The sequence below is a fragment of the Caballeronia catudaia genome, assembly GCF_001544755.2.
In the GTDB taxonomy this organism is placed as follows: domain Bacteria; phylum Pseudomonadota; class Gammaproteobacteria; order Burkholderiales; family Burkholderiaceae; genus Caballeronia; species Caballeronia catudaia.
The window spans coordinates 1-19,449 of the sequence record NZ_FCOF02000012.1 but is presented as its reverse complement, the minus strand read 5'-3'; the positions used below and the strand labels follow the sequence as shown (position 1 = coordinate 19,449).

Here is a 19,449-nt window from a genome sequence, read left to right as displayed (position 1 = left end):
TGCCGATACACGCCGATTCCGGAGCGACATGCGCGATGAACGATAACGAAGTCACCGAAGTGAACATCGAGAACGACGAGCGCGCAGGACTCGTTCCGCTCGCGGCGGCGTCGATCGTCGTCGGCGCCGTGACGGGAACGACAGGCGTGCTCTTTCGCTTCGCGCTCGAACGCGCCGATATCTGGCGCAACGCGTTCATCGCGTGGGGGCATGCGGGGCACGATGCCGCCATCGTGCTTATGGTGCTCGTAGTGCTCGCGGCGTCGGCCGCCGCCGCGCTCGCCGCGTGGCTCGTCGCACGCTTCGCGCCGATGGCGAGCGGCAGCGGCATTCCGCATGCCGAGGCGGTGCTGCACGGCAGATTGCCGCCTGCGCCGCTCATCCTCATTCCGATCAAGTTCGTGGGCGGCGTGCTCGCCATCGGCGCGGGGCTCGCGCTCGGACGCGAAGGCCCGACCGTGCAGATGGGCGCATCGATCGCGCATGCGCTCGGCACGTTCTTCAGACGCAATGCCGTTGATTGCCGCGTGCTGCTCGCGGCGGGCGCGGGCGCGGGGCTCGCAACCGCTTTCAACGCGCCGATCGCGGGCGCTGTGTTCGTGCTCGAAGAACTGATGCGCCGTTTCGATACGCGCACGGCGGTCGCGGCGCTCGGCGCATCGGCGGGCGCAATCGCGATGGCGCGGCTCCTGCACGGCGATCTGCCCGACTTTCATTTGCCGGCGCAACCGTTTCCCGGCTTCGCGATGACCGGCGCGCATCTCCTGCTCGGCGCGCTGCTGGGCCTGCTCGGCGCGCTCTATAGCCGCCTGATCATCTGGACGCTCGATGTCGCCGATGCGCTCGCGCCGCCCCACTCGGTCAGGCATGCGACCATTCGCGCGGCGGTAGTCGGCGTGGCGATCGGCCTGCTCGCGTGGTTTGCGCCACACCTCGCCGGCGGCGGCGACGCGCTGACCGAACAGGCGCTGCTCGGCAGGGGCACGCTTCTGGGTGTAACGGCGATGTTCGCGCTGCGCTTCATCGTGGGCCCGCTATCGTATGCGGCGGGCACGCCCGGCGGCATCTTCGCGCCGATGCTCGCGCTCGGCGCGCAAACGGGCCTCGTGTTCGGCCGCGTGTGTCTCGACTGGTTCCCCGGCATGGCGCCCGCCACCGGAGACACGGGCACGTTCGCGGTGGTCGGCATGGCGGCGTTCTTCGTCGCGGTGGTGCGCGCGCCGGTCACGGGCATCGTGCTCGTCACGGAGATGACCGCGAGCTTCTCCTTGCTTCTGCCGATGCTCACCGCCTGCTTCACCGCGATGATCGTGCCGATGCTGCTGCGCGTGCCGCCGATCTATGACACGCTCGGCGAGCGCGCGGCGAAACACCGCTAGCGCGCGCTGCACGCGCTGAGCCGTTGCGGTAGTCTCGTCGATGGACCGACTTCATCCACGAGGACAAGCAATGGAATATCGACATCTCGGCGCTTCGGGCTTCAGGGTTCCCGTTCTGAGCTTCGGCACCGGCACCTTTGGCGGCAAGGGCGATTTCTTCAAGGCCTGGGGCGAGACCGACGTGAGCGAAGCGCGCAAGCTCGTCGACATTTGTCTCGATGCGGGCGTCACGATGTTCGATACCGCCGACGTCTACTCGCGCGGCGCCTCGGAATCGATACTCGGCGAAGCCCTCAAGGGACGTCGCGACAAAGTCATCGTCTCGACCAAGGCGACGTTCCGCTTCGATCAGAACGACCCGAACGCGGTCGGCTCGTCGCGCTTTCATCTCATCCGGGCCGTGAACGCGGCGCTCGAACGCCTGCAGACGGATTACATCGACGTGTTCCAGCTACATGGCTTCGATGCGAAAACGCCCGTCGAAGAGACGCTTTCCACACTCGACGATCTCGTGCGCGCGGGCAAGATCCGCTACACGGGCGTGTCGAATTTTTCGGGCTGGCATCTGCAGAAATCGCTCGACGTGGCCGACCGCTATGGTTATCCGCGCTATGTCGCGAATCAGACGTACTACTCGCTCATCGGCCGCGATTACGAATGGGAGCTGATGCCGCTCGGGCTCGATCAGGGCGTCGGCGCGATCGTGTGGAGTCCGCTCGGCTGGGGACGTCTCACGGGCAAGATCCGTCGCGGCGCGCCGCTGCCGGAAACGAGCCGCCTGCATAAGACCGCCGACATGGGGCCGCAGGTGCTGGATGACTATCTGTACCGAGTCGTCGATGCGCTCGACGCCATCGCGGAGGAAACCGGCAAGACGGTGCCGCAGATCGCGCTCAACTGGCTGCTGCAGCGTCCGACGGTCGCAACGGTGTTGATCGGCGCGCGAAACGAAGAGCAGCTTCGGCAGAACCTCGGTGCGGTCGGGTGGAATCTGACGCCCGAGCAGGTGAGGAAGCTCGACGAAGCGAGCACGATGCGGCCGGCGTATCCCTACTGGCATCAGCAAGGGTTCGCCGAGCGGAATCCCTTCCCGGTCTGAGGCGCATGCGCGTGTCGGGAAGAGGTCCTTTCCCGACACCGTACCGGAAACCTTCCCGCAATCTGTACCGGCACTGTACCGGACCGCTCCCGTACACTTGGCGCTCATCGAGTCCTTTTGCACCGGAGCGCGCCATGTCCGTCGATCTTCTGAACGCCCTGCCCGCCGCCGCGCTCTTCGCGCTGGTGACGACGATCACGCCCGGCCCGAACAACACGATGCTGCTGGCCTCGGGTCTGAATTTCGGCCTGAAGCGCACCGTGCCGCATGTGCTTGGCATCAGCGCGGGCATGGCGATCCTGATGATCGCGGTGGGCCTAGGGCTGGCGCAGGCCTTCGAGCGCCTGCCGTGGCTGTATGCCGCGCTTGAGGCGGCGAGCGTCGCGTATCTGCTTTATCTGGCCTGGAAGATCGGCACGTCGTCGTCGGTGCAGATGCGCGACGGCCAGGCGCGCCCGATGCGCTTTCACGAAGCGATCGCGTTTCAGTGGATCAATCCCAAAGCGTGGATGATGGTGCTCACCGCCGCGACGACCATCCATCTGCACGCGAGCCTCTCGCTGAATGCGGCGTTGATGGCGCTGGTGCTAGTCGTGATCGGATTGCCGTGCATCACGATGTGGGCGGCGTTCGGCATGTCGCTGCGGCGGTTTCTCGCGAACCCGCGCTGGCTGCGCGTCTTCAATATCACGATGGCCGCGCTGCTCGTGCTCTCGCTGTATCCGATCGTCGCCCATTTCTTTGCGTGATGGCCAACGGGGTGAAAGCGCGTCTGGGCGAAAAGCGCGCACCCTCTTTGCCTCGACGCCCGACCGGGTGCATACTGACCTTTCGCGCCGGCACGCAAAATCTGCCGTCCCGCTTGCAAGATTGGGACTGCGTTTCTTTCTCATCAACGATGTTCGTCCACCATGCTGCCCGAACGATCGCGTGATCCTTAAGCGATCCTTTAAGGCGGCGTTTTCAGCCCGGCGCGTACATGCCTTGCTAGTCCGTTGGTTCGCACCGAATCGTCGGTGCGGCTTTGAAATCTGTCCAAGGAGTACGCCATGTCTGGAGCCAATCGCCCATCCGGTCCCGCCACGCGCAAATCCCTCGACCTGGCTGATCAGATCGAACGCGATGAATTGGAGAACAACCTGCCGGATGCGCTCAGCAACGTCGACGACGAAGACGACGACGATGATTCCGACTCCGATCGCACACTAGGCCGTTAGCCTCGACAGCCGGGCCGTCGCGCCGGTGGAGGCGCGATCCGCGACGCCGCAATGCCCGATGGGTTTTGCGGCGTTTTTGCAACGGCGCGCGCCCAATGCGTTGGGCACGGCCGTTGCTTTAAGCGACATGCCGCGCGGAGCACTGGCCAGAAGCCAAGGCGATGTACGCGCGGTGAACACCTGATGAGCGAAGCGGCGGCGGCATCAGTCCGCGTGCGAATCAATCGATCAACCGTTCCCCACGGGAGGGCTTCATGCTTCGTTACGCTGTCATCTTCTTCATCATCGCGATCATTGCGGCCGTCTTCGGCTTCGGCGGAATCGCAACGGGCGCGGCGGAAATCGCCAAGATTCTGTTCTTTATCTTTATCGTGATCTTTCTCGCGACGCTGCTGCTCGGGGTGTTCAGGCGATGAGGGATCGGCTGCGGCATCACGTAAATCTGGATCGAAGAAGGCTGCCTGTATCTAACGGTCACGCCGGACCTGTTTGACCGCAAGGTCGGGGCTGGTCCGTCATGGCACGCTTGACGGCCGGCCCTCGTGACCGATGCGCTGACGATGGCAGAGTTCCGTCGCCGCCCCGCGCTCGGCGTGCTGCAACATCTCGGACATCTCGCTCGGGACCTGTGGAAGGCGACAGATCGAGCGAACCTCATCCCCCATCGACGGTAACTCGCGCTCGGGGCATAGACCGCCTCACGCAATGTGGGTGCGCTCATGTCTACCCTTATGGGCAACAAAAATCCACGAATCGCATCCATCAGGGCGGTATGTTGGTCGGTGGTCCTTCAGGATCGCCAACCAATAAACTACCGTAAATGAGTGTTTGATCGTGTCGAGTGCGTATCCCAAGTGCGACAACAAGCGCTGCCCCGTGTGTTACCCCAACTGGAAGGAAGAGGAAGAAGCCGCGAGGCGCAAGGCCGAAGAGGATATGCAGGATTGCATTCGATGCTGGCGCAACTTGCAGAAGCAGGCTGAAAAGATCGCGTCCGCAGGCGATCCGATCGCACGCAACAGGGCCATCAACGCTGCCTATGCGCAACTGTGGTGGGAGGACCGGCGTTTCCAGTGGGCAGGGCTGGCATCATTCGCCTCGAAGCAAGTAGGTTGCGGCCTGCTCAACGCCGCCGAGATGATTCAGAAGTCCAACCGTCAGCGCGAGGCCTATCAGCGCTGGGACCGCAACGCCTCGGCGCTGGAGCGCATGTCGCCGTATGGCAGCCCCCGCATGCCGATGCAAGATCAGGCGATGGGAGAAGGCGCGATCAACGTATACAGCATGATGGCAATGGGCAACACGGCGCTGTTCCTGGAGATCTGGCCGCTGCACAAGTTTTACGAAGCATTTGGGCTCGAGCGCTTCAAGAAGTGCTATCCGCTACGGAAGGCCATCCAAGCCGAGGTGAATTGGCCGCTCAGAGGTGAAATCGAGTTCGGCAAGGTGTGGGAACAGGTAATTGCCGCGTTTACCGCCATCGAGAGTGGCAACGTCAACGAGGGCGTCCGGCTGCTGGCGTGGCATGAGCAGATCAACATATTGCAGCCTGCCATGTACGACAAGCCGGAGTTTGCACTGTTGATGCGAGGCAATCAGCTTGCCTGGGCTACTCATATTCCTACTGGCTCAGCTCGGGAGGTTCAGCTAACGCTCGCCAGCCAATGCACGGTAAGGGGGAACAACGCCGCTCAGGTGCCTTTCAGCAGGGAGCCGTTGGCGAATATTGCTGATCCTTCACGGCGCATGCAGTTTGTCATGGAAGCAGCTGCACGCTTCGATCAGTTACTTCACGATCCGCTGAAGAAATACGATGTGGAAAACTCCCTCTACCTCCTCGCTCATCGGAGGTAATCATGTTACGAGCCACAAAACGATTCCTATTGGCGCTCAAAGTGATTTTGTTGATTGCCCTTGCATATCAGATCTACGCGTGGTGCAAGCCCGTTAGCGAGATTGTGCTGCGACTCGGTGAACCGTATGAGCAAGTGCGCCAGCGCTCCGGGCCCGTTTTGCCGGATCGAGAAGCGGCGTGGCGGTCGCTGGCGACTGTGATTGCAAAGGTTCGCTTTGATGACCCCGTGTATGGTTTTGTGACGCCGCCGTCTGTATTTCTGGGCATGACATTCGATGGTCCTGAGAACTCCGACATCGCCTCCGTCTATCTTTCGCCACAACGGGAACCGCTGCCACTGGATGAGGCGATGGCGATTGTGGCGCAGCTTCAGGGACAGTTCCGGCGCGGCGGGTGGCAACCCTTTCAATACAGCGGGATGCGTCCTATCGAGGACAAGCCTGAATTGCGGCGTGCGCTCCGTGAGTGCAACTTTCCGATGTCTGTCTGGAACGGCGGCGAGAAATACCAGGTCGCGCTGAGTATCGGGTGTGCGGCGATTCCCCAGCAGCCGGGTAAGGAGCGCTATCTGGTCAAACTCGAATTCATGCGTCCATTCTGGACAGACCGGCCTGGTGAATGAATAGAAAGACAGAATCGAACTGGGAAAAATCATCCATTCAAGTAATGATCACCCGATTCTTCCCATCCCTCTTCGCACGATAAAGCGCGAGATCCGCCGCCTCGACGATCTGCTTCGACGCATCCTCGCGCATCGCCGTTTGCGTCGCGCCGCCGATGCTGATCGTCACGCGCCCGCTCGCCGAACCGCTATGCGGCACGTTGAGCGATTCCACCGCGATGCGAATCTTCTCGCCGAGCAGGCGCAACCCCGGCGCCGACGTCGACAGCACCACCACCGCGAACTCCTCGCCGCCGAAGCGCGCCGCGAGATCGGTGGGGCTGGTGAGACTCGATTCGATCGTATGCGCGATGAGCTTCAGCACGTCATCGCCAGCGACGTGGCCATAGGTATCGTTGTATGACTTGAAGTTATCGACATCGATCATCAGAAAGCCGATGGGCGCATGCTCGCGCGCCGAACGGCGCCATTCCGCGTTCAGGTAATCGTCCAGACGACGACGGTTCGACAAACCCGTCAAGCCGTCCGAATGCGTCAGGCGCTGCAATTCCAGATTCGTTTCGAGCAGCTTCTGCTGCGACTGACGCAGCGCGTGATACGCCTCGTCGCGCTGCAACAGGTTCTGATACGAACGCGAGTGATAGCGCACACGCGCGACGAGTTCGATCGTATCGGGCAGCTTCACCAGATAATCGTTCGCGCCCGCAGCAAATGCCGCGCTCTTGATGCGCGGCTCTTCCTTCGTCGAGAGGACGATGATCGGGATATCGCGCGTCGCCGGATGCTCGCGATACTGCCGCACGAGCGTGAGACCGTCGACGCCGGGCATCACGAGGTCTTGCAGGATCACCGTGGGCCGGGTTTCCTGCGCGGTGCGCAACGCCTCTTCCGGATTCGCGCAGTAATGCAGATCGACGTTCGTCTCTTCCGCGAGCGCGCGGCGCAATGCTTCCGCGATGATCGCCTGATCGTCAACGAGGAGCACCATCACCGGCAGTTCGGCGGCGGGCGGCGCGTTCAGCGCGGCCGCGAGCAGCTCGGACACGGCGCGCTCGTCCGCCATCGCACGCGTGCCCGCGCGCTCGATGCTCGCCGCGGCCGCTGCCGCCGCCCGCTTCGCGCGTTCGGCCAGCGGGTCGGGATGAGGAAATTCCATGAACGTGTCCTTGGTCGATGATTGTTCGATGATGTCAGTCGAATGCCCTGGCGATCGCATCGGCGATGCGCGGCAGCGGCAGTATCGAGACGGCCGCATCGAGCGCGGCCGCGGCCTTCGGCATGCCGTAGACGGCGCTCGTCGCCTCGTCCTGCGCGATCGTGTGACAACCCTTCGCGCGCATCGCCTTCAGGCCGATCGCGCCGTCGCGGCCCATGCCGGTCAGCAGCACGCCGAGCGCGCGTCCGGTCCAGCGCTCGGTCACGCTCTGAAAGAACACGTCGACGGAAGGCCGGTAAGGCAATTGCTCGGGATGCGCGGTGTAGCCGAGGCGCGCGGCATCGGTGAAATGCAGATGATCGTTGGTCGCGGCGAGCAGCACGACGCCAGGCGCGGGCTTGTCGCCTTCGCGCGCGACGCGCACCGGCAGCGCCGATTGCGCATCGAGCCACTGCGCCATGCCCTCGGCGAACGCGCGGTCCACGTGCTGCACGATGACGATTGCCGCGGCGAAGTCCTTCGGCAACGCGCCGAGCACGGTCGCGAGCGCCGACGGTCCGCCCGCCGATGCGCCGATCGCGACCATACACGCTGCGCTTTCTAGCGGAATCGACACGCCCGACGAGGCGAGCCGCGCGCCGATCTGATCGATCTTCGCGATCAGCGCCGCCGCGCCGCGACGCGCATCGCTGCCGGCGAGCGCGGGCGTATCGACGGCGTCGAGCGCGCCCGCGCCCATCGCTTCATAGACGCGCCACGCGTTCGCGCCGACATCGACGGTCACGACGAGAATCGCGCACGGCGAGCGCGCCATGATGGTCCGCGACGCCTGCACGCCATCGACGTTCGGCATCACGAGATCCATCAACACGACATCGGGCGTGTGCGCCGCGCAGTAGTCGATGGCCTGCTGGCCGTCGTGCGCGATCCATGCGATCTCGAAGTCGGGCCGCGCCGCAAGCGCGCGCCTCAACGCTTCGACTGCCAAAGGCACATCGTTGACGATGCCGATCTTCATGATCTTGCCTCGCCGATCAGATCGCGCACCGCGTCGATGAGCGCCTGATCGTGAAAGCTGCCCTTCGCGAGATAGTAGTCCGCGCCCGCGTCGAGGCCGCGCTGACGGTCTTCCGCGCGATCCTTGTACGACACGATCATCACGGGCATCGCGCTCAGGTGCGCATCGCGCTTGATGAGCGTGACGAGCTCGATGCCATCGAGACGCGGCATGTCGATATCGGTGATGACGAGATCGAAATCCGCGCCGCGCACGGCGTTCCAGCCATCCATGCCATCGACCGCGACCGACACGTCATAGCCACGCGACGCGAGCAGCTTGCGTTCGAGCTCGCGCACGGTCAGCGAATCGTCGACGACGAGCACGCGCTTCGCGCTCGCGACGCTCGCACGCGCCGCACTTGCGCTCACGCGCCCGAGCTCGCCGCTGCCGACGAGCTTTTCGACGGAACGCAGCCAGTCGTCGGGATCGGCGATGAGCAGCGGATCGCCGTTCTCCATCAGCGCGCCCGCCGCGATGTTGCGCACCTTGCCGAGCCGCTTGTCGAGCGGCTGCACGACGAGCATGCGCTCGCCGAGAAAGCGGTCCACGACGATGCCGTAACTCGCCGCGCCCTGCCCGATGACGACGACATTGAGCGCATCGCTCGCCGCTTCGAACGCGGCTGTCTGCAGGATCTGATGCGCGGTGACGAGGCCCACGCGCTTGCCATCGAACGAGAAATGCTGCTGGCCTTCGAGCGTATCGATGGCGCTCGCGGGCAGCACGTGCGTGCGCGCGACATGCGCGAGCGGCAGGCCGTAAGGCTCGCCCGCCACCTCCACGATCAGGCTGCGGATCACCGACAGCGTCAGCGGCAGTTGCAAGGTGAAACGCGTGCCCGCGTGCGCTTCCTGCGTCACGCGCACGCTGCCGCGCACCTGCCGCACCACGTCCTGCACCGCATCGAGCCCGACGCCGCGGCCCGATACATCGGTGACGGCATCGCGCATCGTGAAGCCCGGCAGGAAGAGGAATTCGAGCAACTCGGCTTCGGTGAGACGCGCGGCGGTTTCTTCGTTCGCGAGCTGCTTGCGCACGACCGCGCGGCGCAGACCATCGAGATCGACGCCCGCGCCATCGTCGGACACGCTGATGAAGAGCGAGCCCGCGCTATGACGCGCTTCGAGCGTGATCGTGCCGGTTTCGGGCTTGCCCAGCGCGCGGCGCAGCGACGGCTCTTCGATGCCGTGATCGACGGCGTTGCGCAACAGATGGCCGAGCGGCGCGTCGAGCAGATCGAGAATGTCGCGGTCCACTTGCGTCGTCTCGCCCGCGATGACGAGGCGGACATCCTTGCCGAGCCCGCGCGCGACATCGCGCACCATGCGCGCGAAGCCGCCCGTCGCATCGACGAAAGGACGCATGCGGCACGCGAGCGCTTCGTCGTAGATCTGCTGCGCGAGATGCGTCGAACGGCGATCGAAGTTTTCCAGTTCCGCGAGCCGCTCGCTCAGTTGTCGATGCGCTTCCGCCGTGAGACGGCGCACTTCGTCGAGCGATGCGCGGGCGCGCGCATCGAGTTGCACGGCGGTCGTCTCGGTCAGCGTTTCATGCAGACGGTCGAGCGCGCGGCTCGCGTCGTGCTGGATGCGCTTCACACGCAGCATCGACTGAGAAAACGGCTTCAGCCAGCGCGATTCGACGAGCGATTCGCCCGAATGACTGAGCAGACGGTCGAGCGTGTCGGCGCGCATGCGCAGCATGCGCGCATCGTTCGTGCGTGACGGCATGGCGGCTGGCTCAGGCGCTTCTTCTGCCGCTGCCGCCAGCGTGAGTTCTTGCGTAAGATCGGGCGCCACTTCGGGCAAAGCCGCCTTGCCTTCGAGACGCGCATTGAGCGATTCGACGAACGTATCCACTTCGCGTTCGAGCGCCGTCTGCGCGTCGATGTCGCGCGCCTCGCCGATCTGCACGATCAGATCGACGCCGCGCAACAACATGTCGATATGGCCCGCATCGAGCACGACGCGCCCTTCCTGCGCCGCGACGAAGCAATCTTCCATCACATGCGCGAGCGTCACGCCGACTGGCACGCCGACCACGCGCGCCGCGCCCTTCAGCGAATGCGCGGCGCGCATGCACGCTTCGAGCGTGACGGGATCGCGCGGCGCGCGTTCCAGCGCGATGAGCCCATCGGAAAGAATCTGCGCCTGGCCGCGCGCCTCTTCCCGAAAGAGCTCGAGCAGCGACGAGCGGCCGGGATCGATGCTCGTCATGCGAGACTCCGGTTCACGCTGTCGAAGAGGCGATCCGCGTCGAGCAGGCCGACGGTCGCGTCCTTGAATGCGGCGACCGCATGCGCGTGCGACGACAGGCGTTGCGCGAGCGTCGCGGGCACCGGTTGAAGTTGCGCGCGCGTGAAGCGATGCACGCCATCGACGGCATCGGCGGGAAAGGCGATCGGTCCTTCGTGCTCGCCGTTGCCGCGCTGCATGACGATGAGACGTCCGAGCTCGCGGGCATCGATCGACACGTTTTTCATGGCGCTTTCGCTTGCTTCGATGCCGAAGAGCCGCGCCAGCGACGCGCACACGATCAGCCGTCCGCGCACGTTCGCGACGCCCAGCACCGCCCGATGTCGCCGATGCGGCAGCGAATGCACCGGACGCAGTTGCGCCACTTGCGCGCAAACATTAGTTGGCAGTCCAAGCCATTCACCGCCGATGCGAAACACGAGACAGGAGAGCGTGTCGGCTTCGCTGTCGTCGCGCCTGATATTCGCCGATGTGACGATCGTCGTGCGCGCTTCCACGCGATCGAGCACGCGCGACGCGGCTTCATCGTGCGCCGGGCAATTGCGGCAATGCACGTAGCGTTCGAGCTTCGGGCACGACGCATCGCCGCGCACACCGATGCGGTTCCAGCAATCGTCGATATTGATCGTGATCTTGATGTCGCGGGCGTTCATCGCGCGCTCCCTGTGACGCGTTCCGCGCGCGCGAGCAACAGACGCGCGCCGCTTTCATCGCCGTCGAGCGAAAGGCACGCGGCGAGATGCGTGAGCGCTTCGCGATGCGCGGGATCGAGATACAGCGCGCGACGATAATGTCCGCGCGATTCATGCTGCTCGCCGCGCGCGTCGGCGATGACGCCGAGCAGATAGTAAGCATCCGCGCTCGACGGATGCGCGCGCAGATGGTCGCGCGCGGCGAGCGCGGCGGCGTCGAGCCGACCGGCATCGGCGAATGAGCGCGCCTCTGCGAGACTCTTCATCGGCTCGACTTGCACGGGCGCTACTTCGCGCGGCTTGGCAACGACGGGCATCGCACGAACGACAGGCGGCGCGCTCGCCCACGCAGGCAAGACGAACGGCGGTGGCGTCTTCACGACGGGCACGCCCGGCCACGTGCCGTTGAAGACATTCGCACTCGCGCGCTCGGGCCGATTGAACGCGAACGCGAGCGGAATGTTCGCGGAACTCATGCCCTCGCGCATCAGAAGCCCCGTCTCCGCCGGACCGACGAACAGCGTGCCGCCGTGCGCGAGCAGTCCGTCGAGCACGCGCAGCACGGCACACTGCGTGTCGCGATCGAAATAGATCAGCACGTTGCGGCACAGAATGAAATCGAAGCGCTCGAACGCGTGCGAGTCGAGTTGCAGCAGATTCGCCTGCGAAAAGCGCACGCTTTGCGCGACGGCGGGATCGAGTTGCCAGCCGCCATCGGCTGCGCGGAAATGCCGGTCGCGAAAGTCGAGCGCGCGTCCGCGAAACGGGTTGCGCCCGTAATGCGCGCGTCGTGCGATCGCGAGCGCGCGCTCGCTCACGTCGATCGCATCGATCGTGAAGCGATCGGTTGGCATGCCCGCTTCGATCAGGGCCATCGCGACCGTATAGGCTTCCTCGCCCGTCGAGCACGGCGCGCTCAGCACGCGAACGGGCTTCGCGGGACGTTCGTGCAGACGCACGCGCGCAAGACGCGCGAGCGCGGCGAAGGCTTCGGGATCGCGGAAAAACCATGTTTCCGGCACGACCACCGCTTCGATCAGCTCCTGCATGCGCGACGGGTCTTGCACGACCGCGCGATAGTAATCGTCGAGCGTGCCGCCGTCGCGATCGCGCCACAGGGTGTAACGCTCGCGCACCGCGCGCGACACCGAATTCGCGCCGATCGACTCGGCATCGAGACCGATCGTCCGATGCAGCAACTCGATGAAGCGGCCGATGCCGGATGACTCGTTGGCGAAAGCACTCGGCAGCGCGCTCATGCCGCGCTCCCGGCGAAAAGCAGCGCCTGCACGTCATCGGGCAACAAATGCTCGATGCGCACCCATTGCAGCAGCCCCGAATCGTCGCGCGTGAGCGGGCCGAGATAGCGCGCGTGCGGCGTGTCGATGCCCGCACCGCTGAACGAAGCGGCATCGAACGTGACCGTGCGCGTCGCCTGTTCGAGCAGAAGACCGAGCCGATGATGCGTCGTCACGCCCTCTTCGTCACGCCGGGCATAAGCGACGAGCGCGAGCCGCGTCGACAGTCTTTCATGCGATGCACGCGCGAGCGCAAGCGCCGCGATGTCGATCACGGGCACGCTGGCGCCTTCGTAATCGAGCACGCCCGCAACCCACGCGGGTGCGCCCGGCAGCGCCTTCAGCGGCGCGAGCGGCAACATGCGCTCGATCTGCGCGGTGTCGAGCAGATAGCGGTCGGAGCCGAGCGAGAACTGGACGAAGAGCATCGCGGCGCGCCTTGATTAAGCAGCCACCTTGAAACGCGATACGCCCGTGCGCAGGCCGTTGGCGACATGCGTGAGATCGTCGATCGCCTGCGTCGACTGGCGCAGCGATTCCGCCGTCTGCTGCGCGGCTTCCGACAATTGCGACAGCGCCTGCGAAATCTGGTCCGCGCCGGTGGCCTGCGTCTGCATGCCTTCGTTGATCATCGACACGCGCGGCGCGAGCGTCTGCACCTGATGGATGATCTGCGACAACTGCCCGCCGACCTGCTGCACGTCGAGCATGCCGCGGCGCACTTCCTCGGAAAATTTGTCCATGCCCATCACGCCCGCCGCGACCGCCGATTGAATCTCCTTTACCATCTGCTCGATATCGAACGTGGCGACGGCCGTCTGATCCGCGAGACGGCGAATTTCCGTCGCGACGACCGCGAAGCCGCGCCCGTATTCGCCGGCCTTCTCGGCTTCGATCGCCGCGTTCAGCGAGAGCAGATTGGTCTGATCCGCGACTTTGGTGATGGTCGCGACGACCTGATTGATGTTGCCCGCCTTCTCGTTCAGGATCGCGAGCTTGCCGTTCACCGAGCCCGCCGCTTCCATCACGAGGCGCATGGTTTCTTCCATGCGCGTGAGTCCCGCCTGACCGGTTCCCGCGAGCGTCGCCGACTGCTCCGCGACACCCGACACTTCGTTCATCGTGCGTACCAGATCGCGCGCGGTCGCGAAGATCTCACGCGATGTCGCGCCGATTTCCGTCGTCGTCGCGGCGGTTTCGCTGGCGGTGGCCTGCTGCTCGCGCGCGGTCGCGGCAATCTCCGACACCGACGTCGTCACCTGCACCGCCGATTTCTGCGCCTGGCTGACGAGGCCCGTGAGTTCGTCGGTCATGCGGTTGAAGCCCGCTTCCAGCGTGCCGAATTCGTCGCGGCGCGCGAGTGCGAGACGCTGCGTGAAGTCGCCCGTGCGCATCCTGTCGACGACATCGACCATGCGCAGCATCGGCACGGTCAGCGCTCTCATCAGCATCAGGCCCAGCACCGCCGCCGCCGCGATCGCGGCCAGCATGATGACGACGAGCGTGACTTCCGACTTCTGCACGGAGCCACGAATGCTCTCGATCGACTTCGCGTTGAAGGTCCCGTTGTGATCGACGAGCGCGCGTGTCGCGCTCTGTCCCGCTTCCCATGCCGGCGTGAGGCGCGTGTTGAACGTCGCGACGGCCGCGTCTTTCGAGCTCCCGAGTTCGCGCAGCGTCTGGTCCTGAATCGGGACGTAGAGATCGCGCTGGCGCTTGAAATCGTTGAAGAGACGGCGATCGTCTTCTTCGAAGATGGTGGGCACGTAGGCGTCCATCAACTTGTCGAGCGTTGCGCGCGTTTCGGCGAGACGCTGCGTGTCCCGGCGCGTCTGCTCCGCGTCTTTGTCGATGAACACGAGCCGCTGCGTGATCGTGTAGTTCTCGAACCAGGCGGCACGCAGATCGTTGGACAGCGCGAAGCCGAGCATCGAATCGTCTTCGAGGCTCTTCGCCTCGCGGTCGATACCGCCGAGCAGCGTGTACGACAGTGCAGCCATGACGAGCATCAGCGAAAGAATGATGCCGAAGCTGGCCAGAATGCGATGGCGAATGGACAGTTGCTTCACGCGATGAGCCCTATCAGTGAATGAAGTCGATTGCGGAACGCGCGCAACCACGAGCGCGCCTCGACGATGAGGCGTCTCAATTGTAGGATGAATTTCGGCGCGTAGAAGCCGCGCTGCCAGTCCGTGTTATCGGCCGATTGTGGCCGCGCTTGAGCTCGGCGTATCGAGGCGAATCATTTCACCGTGTTTCAGCGCGGTGAACGCGTCCGCGAGCAGGCCGGTTGTGGGAGCGTCGCATGAGCGCGTGGGCTGATAAAGAAGACAAAAGGTGCATGTTTTGAGCAAAGGCATGCCGCAACGGGGCTTCGATTGTACGAAATGCATGCGAACCCGTTTTTGCGCGATTTTTTCGCCGATGGTTCGCAAACGGACGCCGCCGCGCCGCATAAGGCGAGACAGGCCGATGTTCGGACAAGAAGCGCGACTCGGCCCGCTTCTTGCATTGACTCGCCCCGGCGCCGAGAAGAATAAGCGCTTTCGAAAAACCAATCGCGGCGCGCGCTTGTTGTTTCGATGCGGTCATCGCATTCGAGCGCGTAGCCCGCCAGCGTCACAGACGGGGGCTTCATGGGCAGCAGTCAAAGAGAACACGCAGTACGCACCTTCAACCCGCAATTGCATACGATGCACGCGATGCTGGTGTCGCGCTCCGCATCGCACGTGGCCAGCGCGATGCGGCCGGAAGGACGCGACGAGGCGCTCGCGGAAGGCATCGCCGGGGTCATCGCGCATTGCGGGCATGCCGGGCTGGGCCTCTTTCTCGCGGCGGTCTGGCACTGGCTCGATGAACGCGGTTACCACGAAGCCGCGGACGCCGTGCAGCATCACATCGAAAGCGGCACGATGCCGACGCTCAAGCCGACGACGAAGCTAGCGCGTCGGCGTGACGCGCGCATATGAGATGGCGTAGGACCTTGCGGCTCGCTTAGTGCGAATGACGCGGATTGCCGCGCTCTTCGATCACCTTCAGATACAGCGTCGCGGGTTCAAGGCATCCGCCGGTCGACAACTGCCCCACCGTCTGCCGGTACAACTCCTGCCACGGCGTCTGCGCCACCGGCACGGCGAATGCGGATTGCCCGCGACGGCTTTCCAGCTCGGCTTCGTCGAGCAACACGTTCACGCTGCGCGCGTTGAGGTCGACGCGAATTTTGTCGTTCGTGCGCAAAAGCGCGAGGCCGCCGCCGACGGCCGCTTCCGGCGACATGTTGAGAATCGACGGGCTCGCGGACGTGCCACTCTGCCTTCCGTCGCCCATGCAAGGCAGCGAATCGATGCCGCGCTTGATGAGCTCGGCGGGCGGCGCCATGTTCACGACTTCCGCGCTGCCCGGATAACCGACCGTGCCGCAACCGCGAATCACGAGAATGCAATGCTCGTCGATGTCCAGCGCGGGATCGTTGATGCGCGCGTGATAGTCCTCTGGGCCATCGAATACGATCGCGCGCGCCTCGAACGTGTTCTCCGCGCCGGGCTCGCTCAGATAGGTCTTCGTGAACGCCTCACCGACGACCGACATCTTCATGATGGCGCTATCGAAGAAGTTGCCCGACAACACCATGAAGCCCGCACCGTGTTTCAACGGATCGTCCGCCGTGCGGATGACTTCGTGGTCGGCCGCGGGCGCGTCGCTCGCGATCTCGCCGATCGTGCGGCCCGATACGGTCAGGCATTCGCGGTTGATGAGCCCCGCCGCGTCGAGTTGCCTGATGACCGCAGGCACACCGCCCGCGCGATGAAAGCTCTCGCCGAGATACTCACCCGCGGGCATGCAGTTCACGATAAGCGGCACTTGCTCGCCATGACGCTGCCAGTCCTCGAGACTCAGGTCGATGCCCATGTGCCGCGCAATGGCGATCAGATGCGGCGGGCAGTTCGTCGATGCACCGAGCGCGGAAGCCACCACGATCGCGTTGATGAACGCATCGCGCGTCATGATCTGCGACGGTTTTACATCTTCACGCACCATGTCGACGATGCGCTTGCCCGTCGCATACGCCATCTGCCCGCGCTCGCGATACGCGGCGGGAATGCTCGCGCACGTCGGCAGCGACATGCCGAGCGCTTCGGCCAGACTGTTCATCGAAAGCGCAGTGCCCATCGTGTTGCAATGGCCGATGGACGGCGACGAGGCAGTCGTCAGTCGCATGAAGCCTTCGTAATCGATCTCGCCCGCCGCAAGCAGATTGCGCGCATGCCAGATGACCGTGCCGGAGCCGACTCGCTTGCCTTCGTACCAGCCGTCGAGCATCGGACCGCCCGAGAGCACGATCGCGGGCATGTCGACGGTGGCCGCCGCCATCAGACACGCGGGCGTGGTTTTGTCGCAACCGGTGGTGAGCACGACGCCATCGAGCGGAAAGCCATGCAGGATTTCGACGAGGCCGAGATACGCCAGATTGCGATCGAGCGCGGCGGTCGGACGGCGGCTCTGCTCCGCGAGCGGATGTACGGGAAACTCCATCGGGATGCCGCCTGCATCGCGAATGCCGGCTTTCGTGCGCGCAGCAAGCTCGATGTGATGACGATTGCACGGCGCGAGGTCGCTGCCCGTCTGCGCAATACCGATGATCGGGCGGCCCGACTGCAATTCCTCACGCGTGAGGCCGTAATTCATGAAGCGTTCGACGTAGAGCGCGGTCATGTCGGCATGCGAGGGATCGTCGAACCATTCCTGGCTGCGCAGGCGCTTCGGATTCTGTTGGGGCATGGGGTGTCTCCCTGTTTATAGTGGCGTTACCGGTAACATTTCGATCGATGTTAGCACGCAATCGCAGTTTGACTTCGGCTCACGCGCTTTCGCGCGGTATCACGGAATAGGCCACGCGCACGCGCTTGCCGGAAGGCCCCACGATGCCCTGTTCCCGCGCGTCTAGCGCGGCGAGCAAGGTCGCGCCGGTGCGCAAGCCGATGCCGTATGCGTCGACGGAGACCGTCGTGATAGATGGCGTGCAACACGCCGCGACTTCGAAATTGCCGAAGCCCGCAACGGCGATATCGTCCGGCACCGCAAGGCCGCGCCGGTGACATTCCATTATCGCGCCGAACGCGGACATGTCGCTCACGCACATCACGGCCTGCGTGTCGGGCCAGGCTTCGAGCAGCGCGGCCATCGCCGGGCCGCCGTGACTCATCGTGATCGGAGAGTCGCCGAGACGAATGATGCGCTCGTCGTCGAGACCGAGTGCCTTCATCTGCGCGCGAAATCCCTTCAGGCGATCCAGTCCGCGACGATCCAGTTCGCTCGCCCCGCCGATGAAACCGATGCGCTCGTAGCCGCGATCCGCGAGATAGCGCACCATCTCGCGCGCAGCGCTGACGTTCGAAAAGCCGACGGCGGCATCGATCGGATCGGAGGGCGCGTCCCACATCTCCACGACGGGCACGGCCGAGCGACGCAGCAGCGTGCGCGTCGCATCTGTATGACGTGAGCCGGTCAGCGCGATGCAGCGCGGCTGATGACGCAGCATGGAGCGCACCAGCCGCTCCTCGCGATCCAGATGGTAGTCCGTGTCGCCGATCAGCAATTGCAGGCCGTGCGGCTCCAGCGACGCGGAAAGCCCGCGCACGGTGTCGGAGAAGTTGGAGCTCGCGAGCGACGGCACCAGCACGGCGACGAATTCCGAACGTCCCGACGATAACGCGCCCGCGGCGGCATCGGCGACATAGCCGAGTTCGTCGATCGCCTTCTGCACGCGCTCGCGCGTCGCCAGCGCGACGCTGTGGCCGGCGAGCACGCGCGATACGGTCATCTTCGAAACGCCGGCGAGACGCGCGACGTCGGACATGCGCGGCGGGCCGGCGGAAGGATCAAAGAGGGATGGCGGCATGCGTTGGCTTTCGGTGTTGAGTCAGCGGTCTCAGTCGACTCGCACCCAGCCGTCTTCGCGCTGTTCCAGGATCAGGTGGAGCTTGGCTTCGCCGGCTTCGCGGTCCGCCGCGGTCACTTCGGGGAAAGCGCGTTTGATGTCGCGATCATCGGCCCACGGAGCCACGTTTTCGAGCTTATAGGTGTAAGTGACGTCCGAGCGATGCGCGGTCGGATCGGGCTCCGTCCAGGCGACGACCTTACCCAGCTTGACGTGCGCGTAGCAAAGCATCCACGCGCGCGGATCGTTCGTGGCGCTGGGATCGCCGGGGGTCCTGGCCGTCTCCACCGCATACTTTTGCCCTTCGCCCGTCAGGCTGTATGCGATCCCGTTTTGTTTGGCGTTGGTGTTGGCGTTCGCCGGTGTCGTGGTCGCACGGGCGATGAGGCCGCTTTTTTCGAGCGCAGCGAGTTGTTCGCGCAAGGCCGCGGACGAGTATTCGTTGAGGTCCCGGTTGCCATACACCGACGGAAATGCGTATGGGCCTCGGCCGCTCCGATTCAGGCATAGCAAGCCGCGGTTGGTTTTCATGTCGGCGGAAATCGCGTCGCCCAGGCTGGACTCGCTTGCATCGTTCTTTTTACCGCAAGCCGCGACAAGCAACGTGGCACTGACGGCAGCAATCAACAGGCTCGTTCTCATATGCGCTCCGGGAAGGGTCGGCATGATGGGTACAACCTTTCGATGCCATTTTACCGACAGAAACTGCGCAATCGGAGAAGGCATCGCGAGGGAATGAGCTTCGGTGATGCAAACCGCGCGCCCCAACGCAAAAACCCCACCTTTGCGGGGTGGGGTTTTGGCGTTAGGGCATGAGGAGCCTGACGATTACCTACTTTCACACGGGTATCCGCACTATCATCGGCGTGGAGTCGTTT

The 19,449-nt window shown here is 64.4% G+C and carries 18 protein-coding genes and 1 pseudogene; 9 read left to right on the top strand and 10 right to left on the bottom strand.

The window, feature by feature from the left end:
• The first annotated feature begins 35 nt into the window (after positions 1-35).
• The 8 genes and pseudogenes from clcA (at position 36) to AWB75_RS15210 (ending at position 6,172) form a co-directional block, all read left to right on the top strand.
• Positions 36-1,379 carry a H(+)/Cl(-) exchange transporter ClcA gene (gene clcA, locus AWB75_RS15235; protein ID WP_061125047.1) on the top strand — a complete coding sequence of 448 codons (1,344 nt, stop codon included), beginning with the start codon at positions 36-38 and terminating at the stop codon, positions 1,377-1,379.
• 70 nt (positions 1,380-1,449) lie between these two features.
• The gene (locus tag AWB75_RS15230) at positions 1,450-2,478 is read left to right on the top strand and encodes an aldo/keto reductase (protein ID WP_061124923.1); all 1,029 of its coding nucleotides are present in this window, start codon (positions 1,450-1,452) and stop codon (positions 2,476-2,478) included.
• A 134-nt stretch (positions 2,479-2,612) separates the two neighbouring features.
• Positions 2,613-3,227, top strand: coding sequence for a LysE family translocator (locus AWB75_RS15225; RefSeq protein WP_061124922.1), 615 nt, complete (start codon positions 2,613-2,615; stop codon positions 3,225-3,227).
• Between the two features lie 300 nt (positions 3,228-3,527).
• A complete protein-coding gene (locus AWB75_RS37715; protein ID WP_159462783.1) occupies positions 3,528-3,695 on the top strand; it encodes a hypothetical protein in 168 nt (55 codons plus the stop codon).
• Between the two features lie 254 nt (positions 3,696-3,949).
• Positions 3,950-4,111, top strand: a complete 162-nt coding sequence (locus tag AWB75_RS15220; RefSeq protein ID WP_008352793.1) for a DUF1328 family protein — start codon at positions 3,950-3,952, stop codon at positions 4,109-4,111.
• A gap of 24 nt (positions 4,112-4,135) precedes the next feature.
• A pseudogene (locus AWB75_RS38505) lies at positions 4,136-4,300 on the top strand (IS3 family transposase); the annotation flags it as partial.
• 271 nt (positions 4,301-4,571) lie between these two features.
• A complete protein-coding gene (locus AWB75_RS15215; protein ID WP_235012112.1) occupies positions 4,572-5,549 on the top strand; it encodes a DUF2515 family protein in 978 nt (325 codons plus the stop codon).
• A gap of 2 nt (positions 5,550-5,551) precedes the next feature.
• On the top strand, positions 5,552-6,172 hold the full coding sequence (locus tag AWB75_RS15210; RefSeq protein WP_061124921.1) for a hypothetical protein: 621 nt from the start codon (positions 5,552-5,554) through the stop codon (positions 6,170-6,172).
• A 37-nt stretch (positions 6,173-6,209) separates the two neighbouring features.
• Here AWB75_RS15210 and AWB75_RS15205 read toward each other — a convergent pair whose 3' ends face one another.
• Genes AWB75_RS15205 through AWB75_RS15175 form a run of 7 tightly spaced genes read right to left on the bottom strand, consistent with a single transcriptional unit; the run spans position 6,210 to position 14,702 of the window.
• On the bottom strand, positions 6,210-7,328 hold the full coding sequence (locus tag AWB75_RS15205; protein ID WP_096031695.1) for a diguanylate cyclase: 1,119 nt from the start codon (positions 7,326-7,328) through the stop codon (positions 6,210-6,212).
• A gap of 34 nt (positions 7,329-7,362) precedes the next feature.
• A complete protein-coding gene (gene cheB / locus AWB75_RS15200) occupies positions 7,363-8,346 on the bottom strand; it encodes a chemotaxis response regulator protein-glutamate methylesterase (RefSeq protein ID WP_061124920.1) in 984 nt (327 codons plus the stop codon).
• Positions 8,343-10,604, bottom strand: coding sequence for a hybrid sensor histidine kinase/response regulator (locus AWB75_RS15195; RefSeq protein WP_061124919.1), 2,262 nt, complete (start codon positions 10,602-10,604; stop codon positions 8,343-8,345). The genes cheB and AWB75_RS15195 overlap by 4 nt, the downstream gene beginning before the upstream one ends.
• Positions 10,601-11,296, bottom strand: a complete 696-nt coding sequence (locus AWB75_RS15190; RefSeq protein WP_061124918.1) for a chemotaxis protein CheW — start codon at positions 11,294-11,296, stop codon at positions 10,601-10,603. Before AWB75_RS15190 ends, AWB75_RS15195 begins: the two co-directional genes overlap by 4 nt.
• Positions 11,293-12,594 carry a CheR family methyltransferase gene (locus AWB75_RS15185; protein ID WP_061124917.1) on the bottom strand — a complete coding sequence of 434 codons (1,302 nt, stop codon included), beginning with the start codon at positions 12,592-12,594 and terminating at the stop codon, positions 11,293-11,295. The genes AWB75_RS15190 and AWB75_RS15185 overlap by 4 nt, the downstream gene beginning before the upstream one ends.
• Positions 12,591-13,061 carry a chemotaxis protein CheW gene (locus tag AWB75_RS15180; protein ID WP_061124916.1) on the bottom strand — a complete coding sequence of 157 codons (471 nt, stop codon included), beginning with the start codon at positions 13,059-13,061 and terminating at the stop codon, positions 12,591-12,593. Before AWB75_RS15180 ends, AWB75_RS15185 begins: the two co-directional genes overlap by 4 nt.
• Positions 13,062-13,076: 15 nt before the next feature.
• Entirely contained in the window at positions 13,077-14,702 is a 1,626-nt protein-coding gene (locus tag AWB75_RS15175; RefSeq protein ID WP_061124915.1) for a methyl-accepting chemotaxis protein, read from the bottom strand.
• A 567-nt stretch (positions 14,703-15,269) separates the two neighbouring features.
• Here AWB75_RS15175 and AWB75_RS15165 point away from each other — a divergent pair.
• Positions 15,270-15,602, top strand: coding sequence for a hypothetical protein (locus AWB75_RS15165; protein ID WP_061124913.1), 333 nt, complete (start codon positions 15,270-15,272; stop codon positions 15,600-15,602).
• 25 nt (positions 15,603-15,627) lie between these two features.
• Here AWB75_RS15165 and AWB75_RS15160 read toward each other — a convergent pair whose 3' ends face one another.
• The 3 genes from AWB75_RS15160 to AWB75_RS15150 all read right to left on the bottom strand — a co-directional run bounded on the left by AWB75_RS15160 (position 15,628) and on the right by AWB75_RS15150 (position 19,213).
• Positions 15,628-17,412, bottom strand: coding sequence for an IlvD/Edd family dehydratase (locus AWB75_RS15160; RefSeq protein ID WP_061124912.1), 1,785 nt, complete (start codon positions 17,410-17,412; stop codon positions 15,628-15,630).
• A gap of 79 nt (positions 17,413-17,491) precedes the next feature.
• A complete protein-coding gene (locus tag AWB75_RS15155; RefSeq protein ID WP_200822983.1) occupies positions 17,492-18,532 on the bottom strand; it encodes a LacI family DNA-binding transcriptional regulator in 1,041 nt (346 codons plus the stop codon).
• Positions 18,533-18,562: 30 nt separating this feature from the next.
• Positions 18,563-19,213 (bottom strand): hypothetical protein, encoded by a 651-nt coding sequence (locus AWB75_RS15150; protein WP_061124910.1) that lies wholly within the window; start codon positions 19,211-19,213, stop codon positions 18,563-18,565.
• Positions 19,214-19,449: the final 236 nt, after the last annotated feature.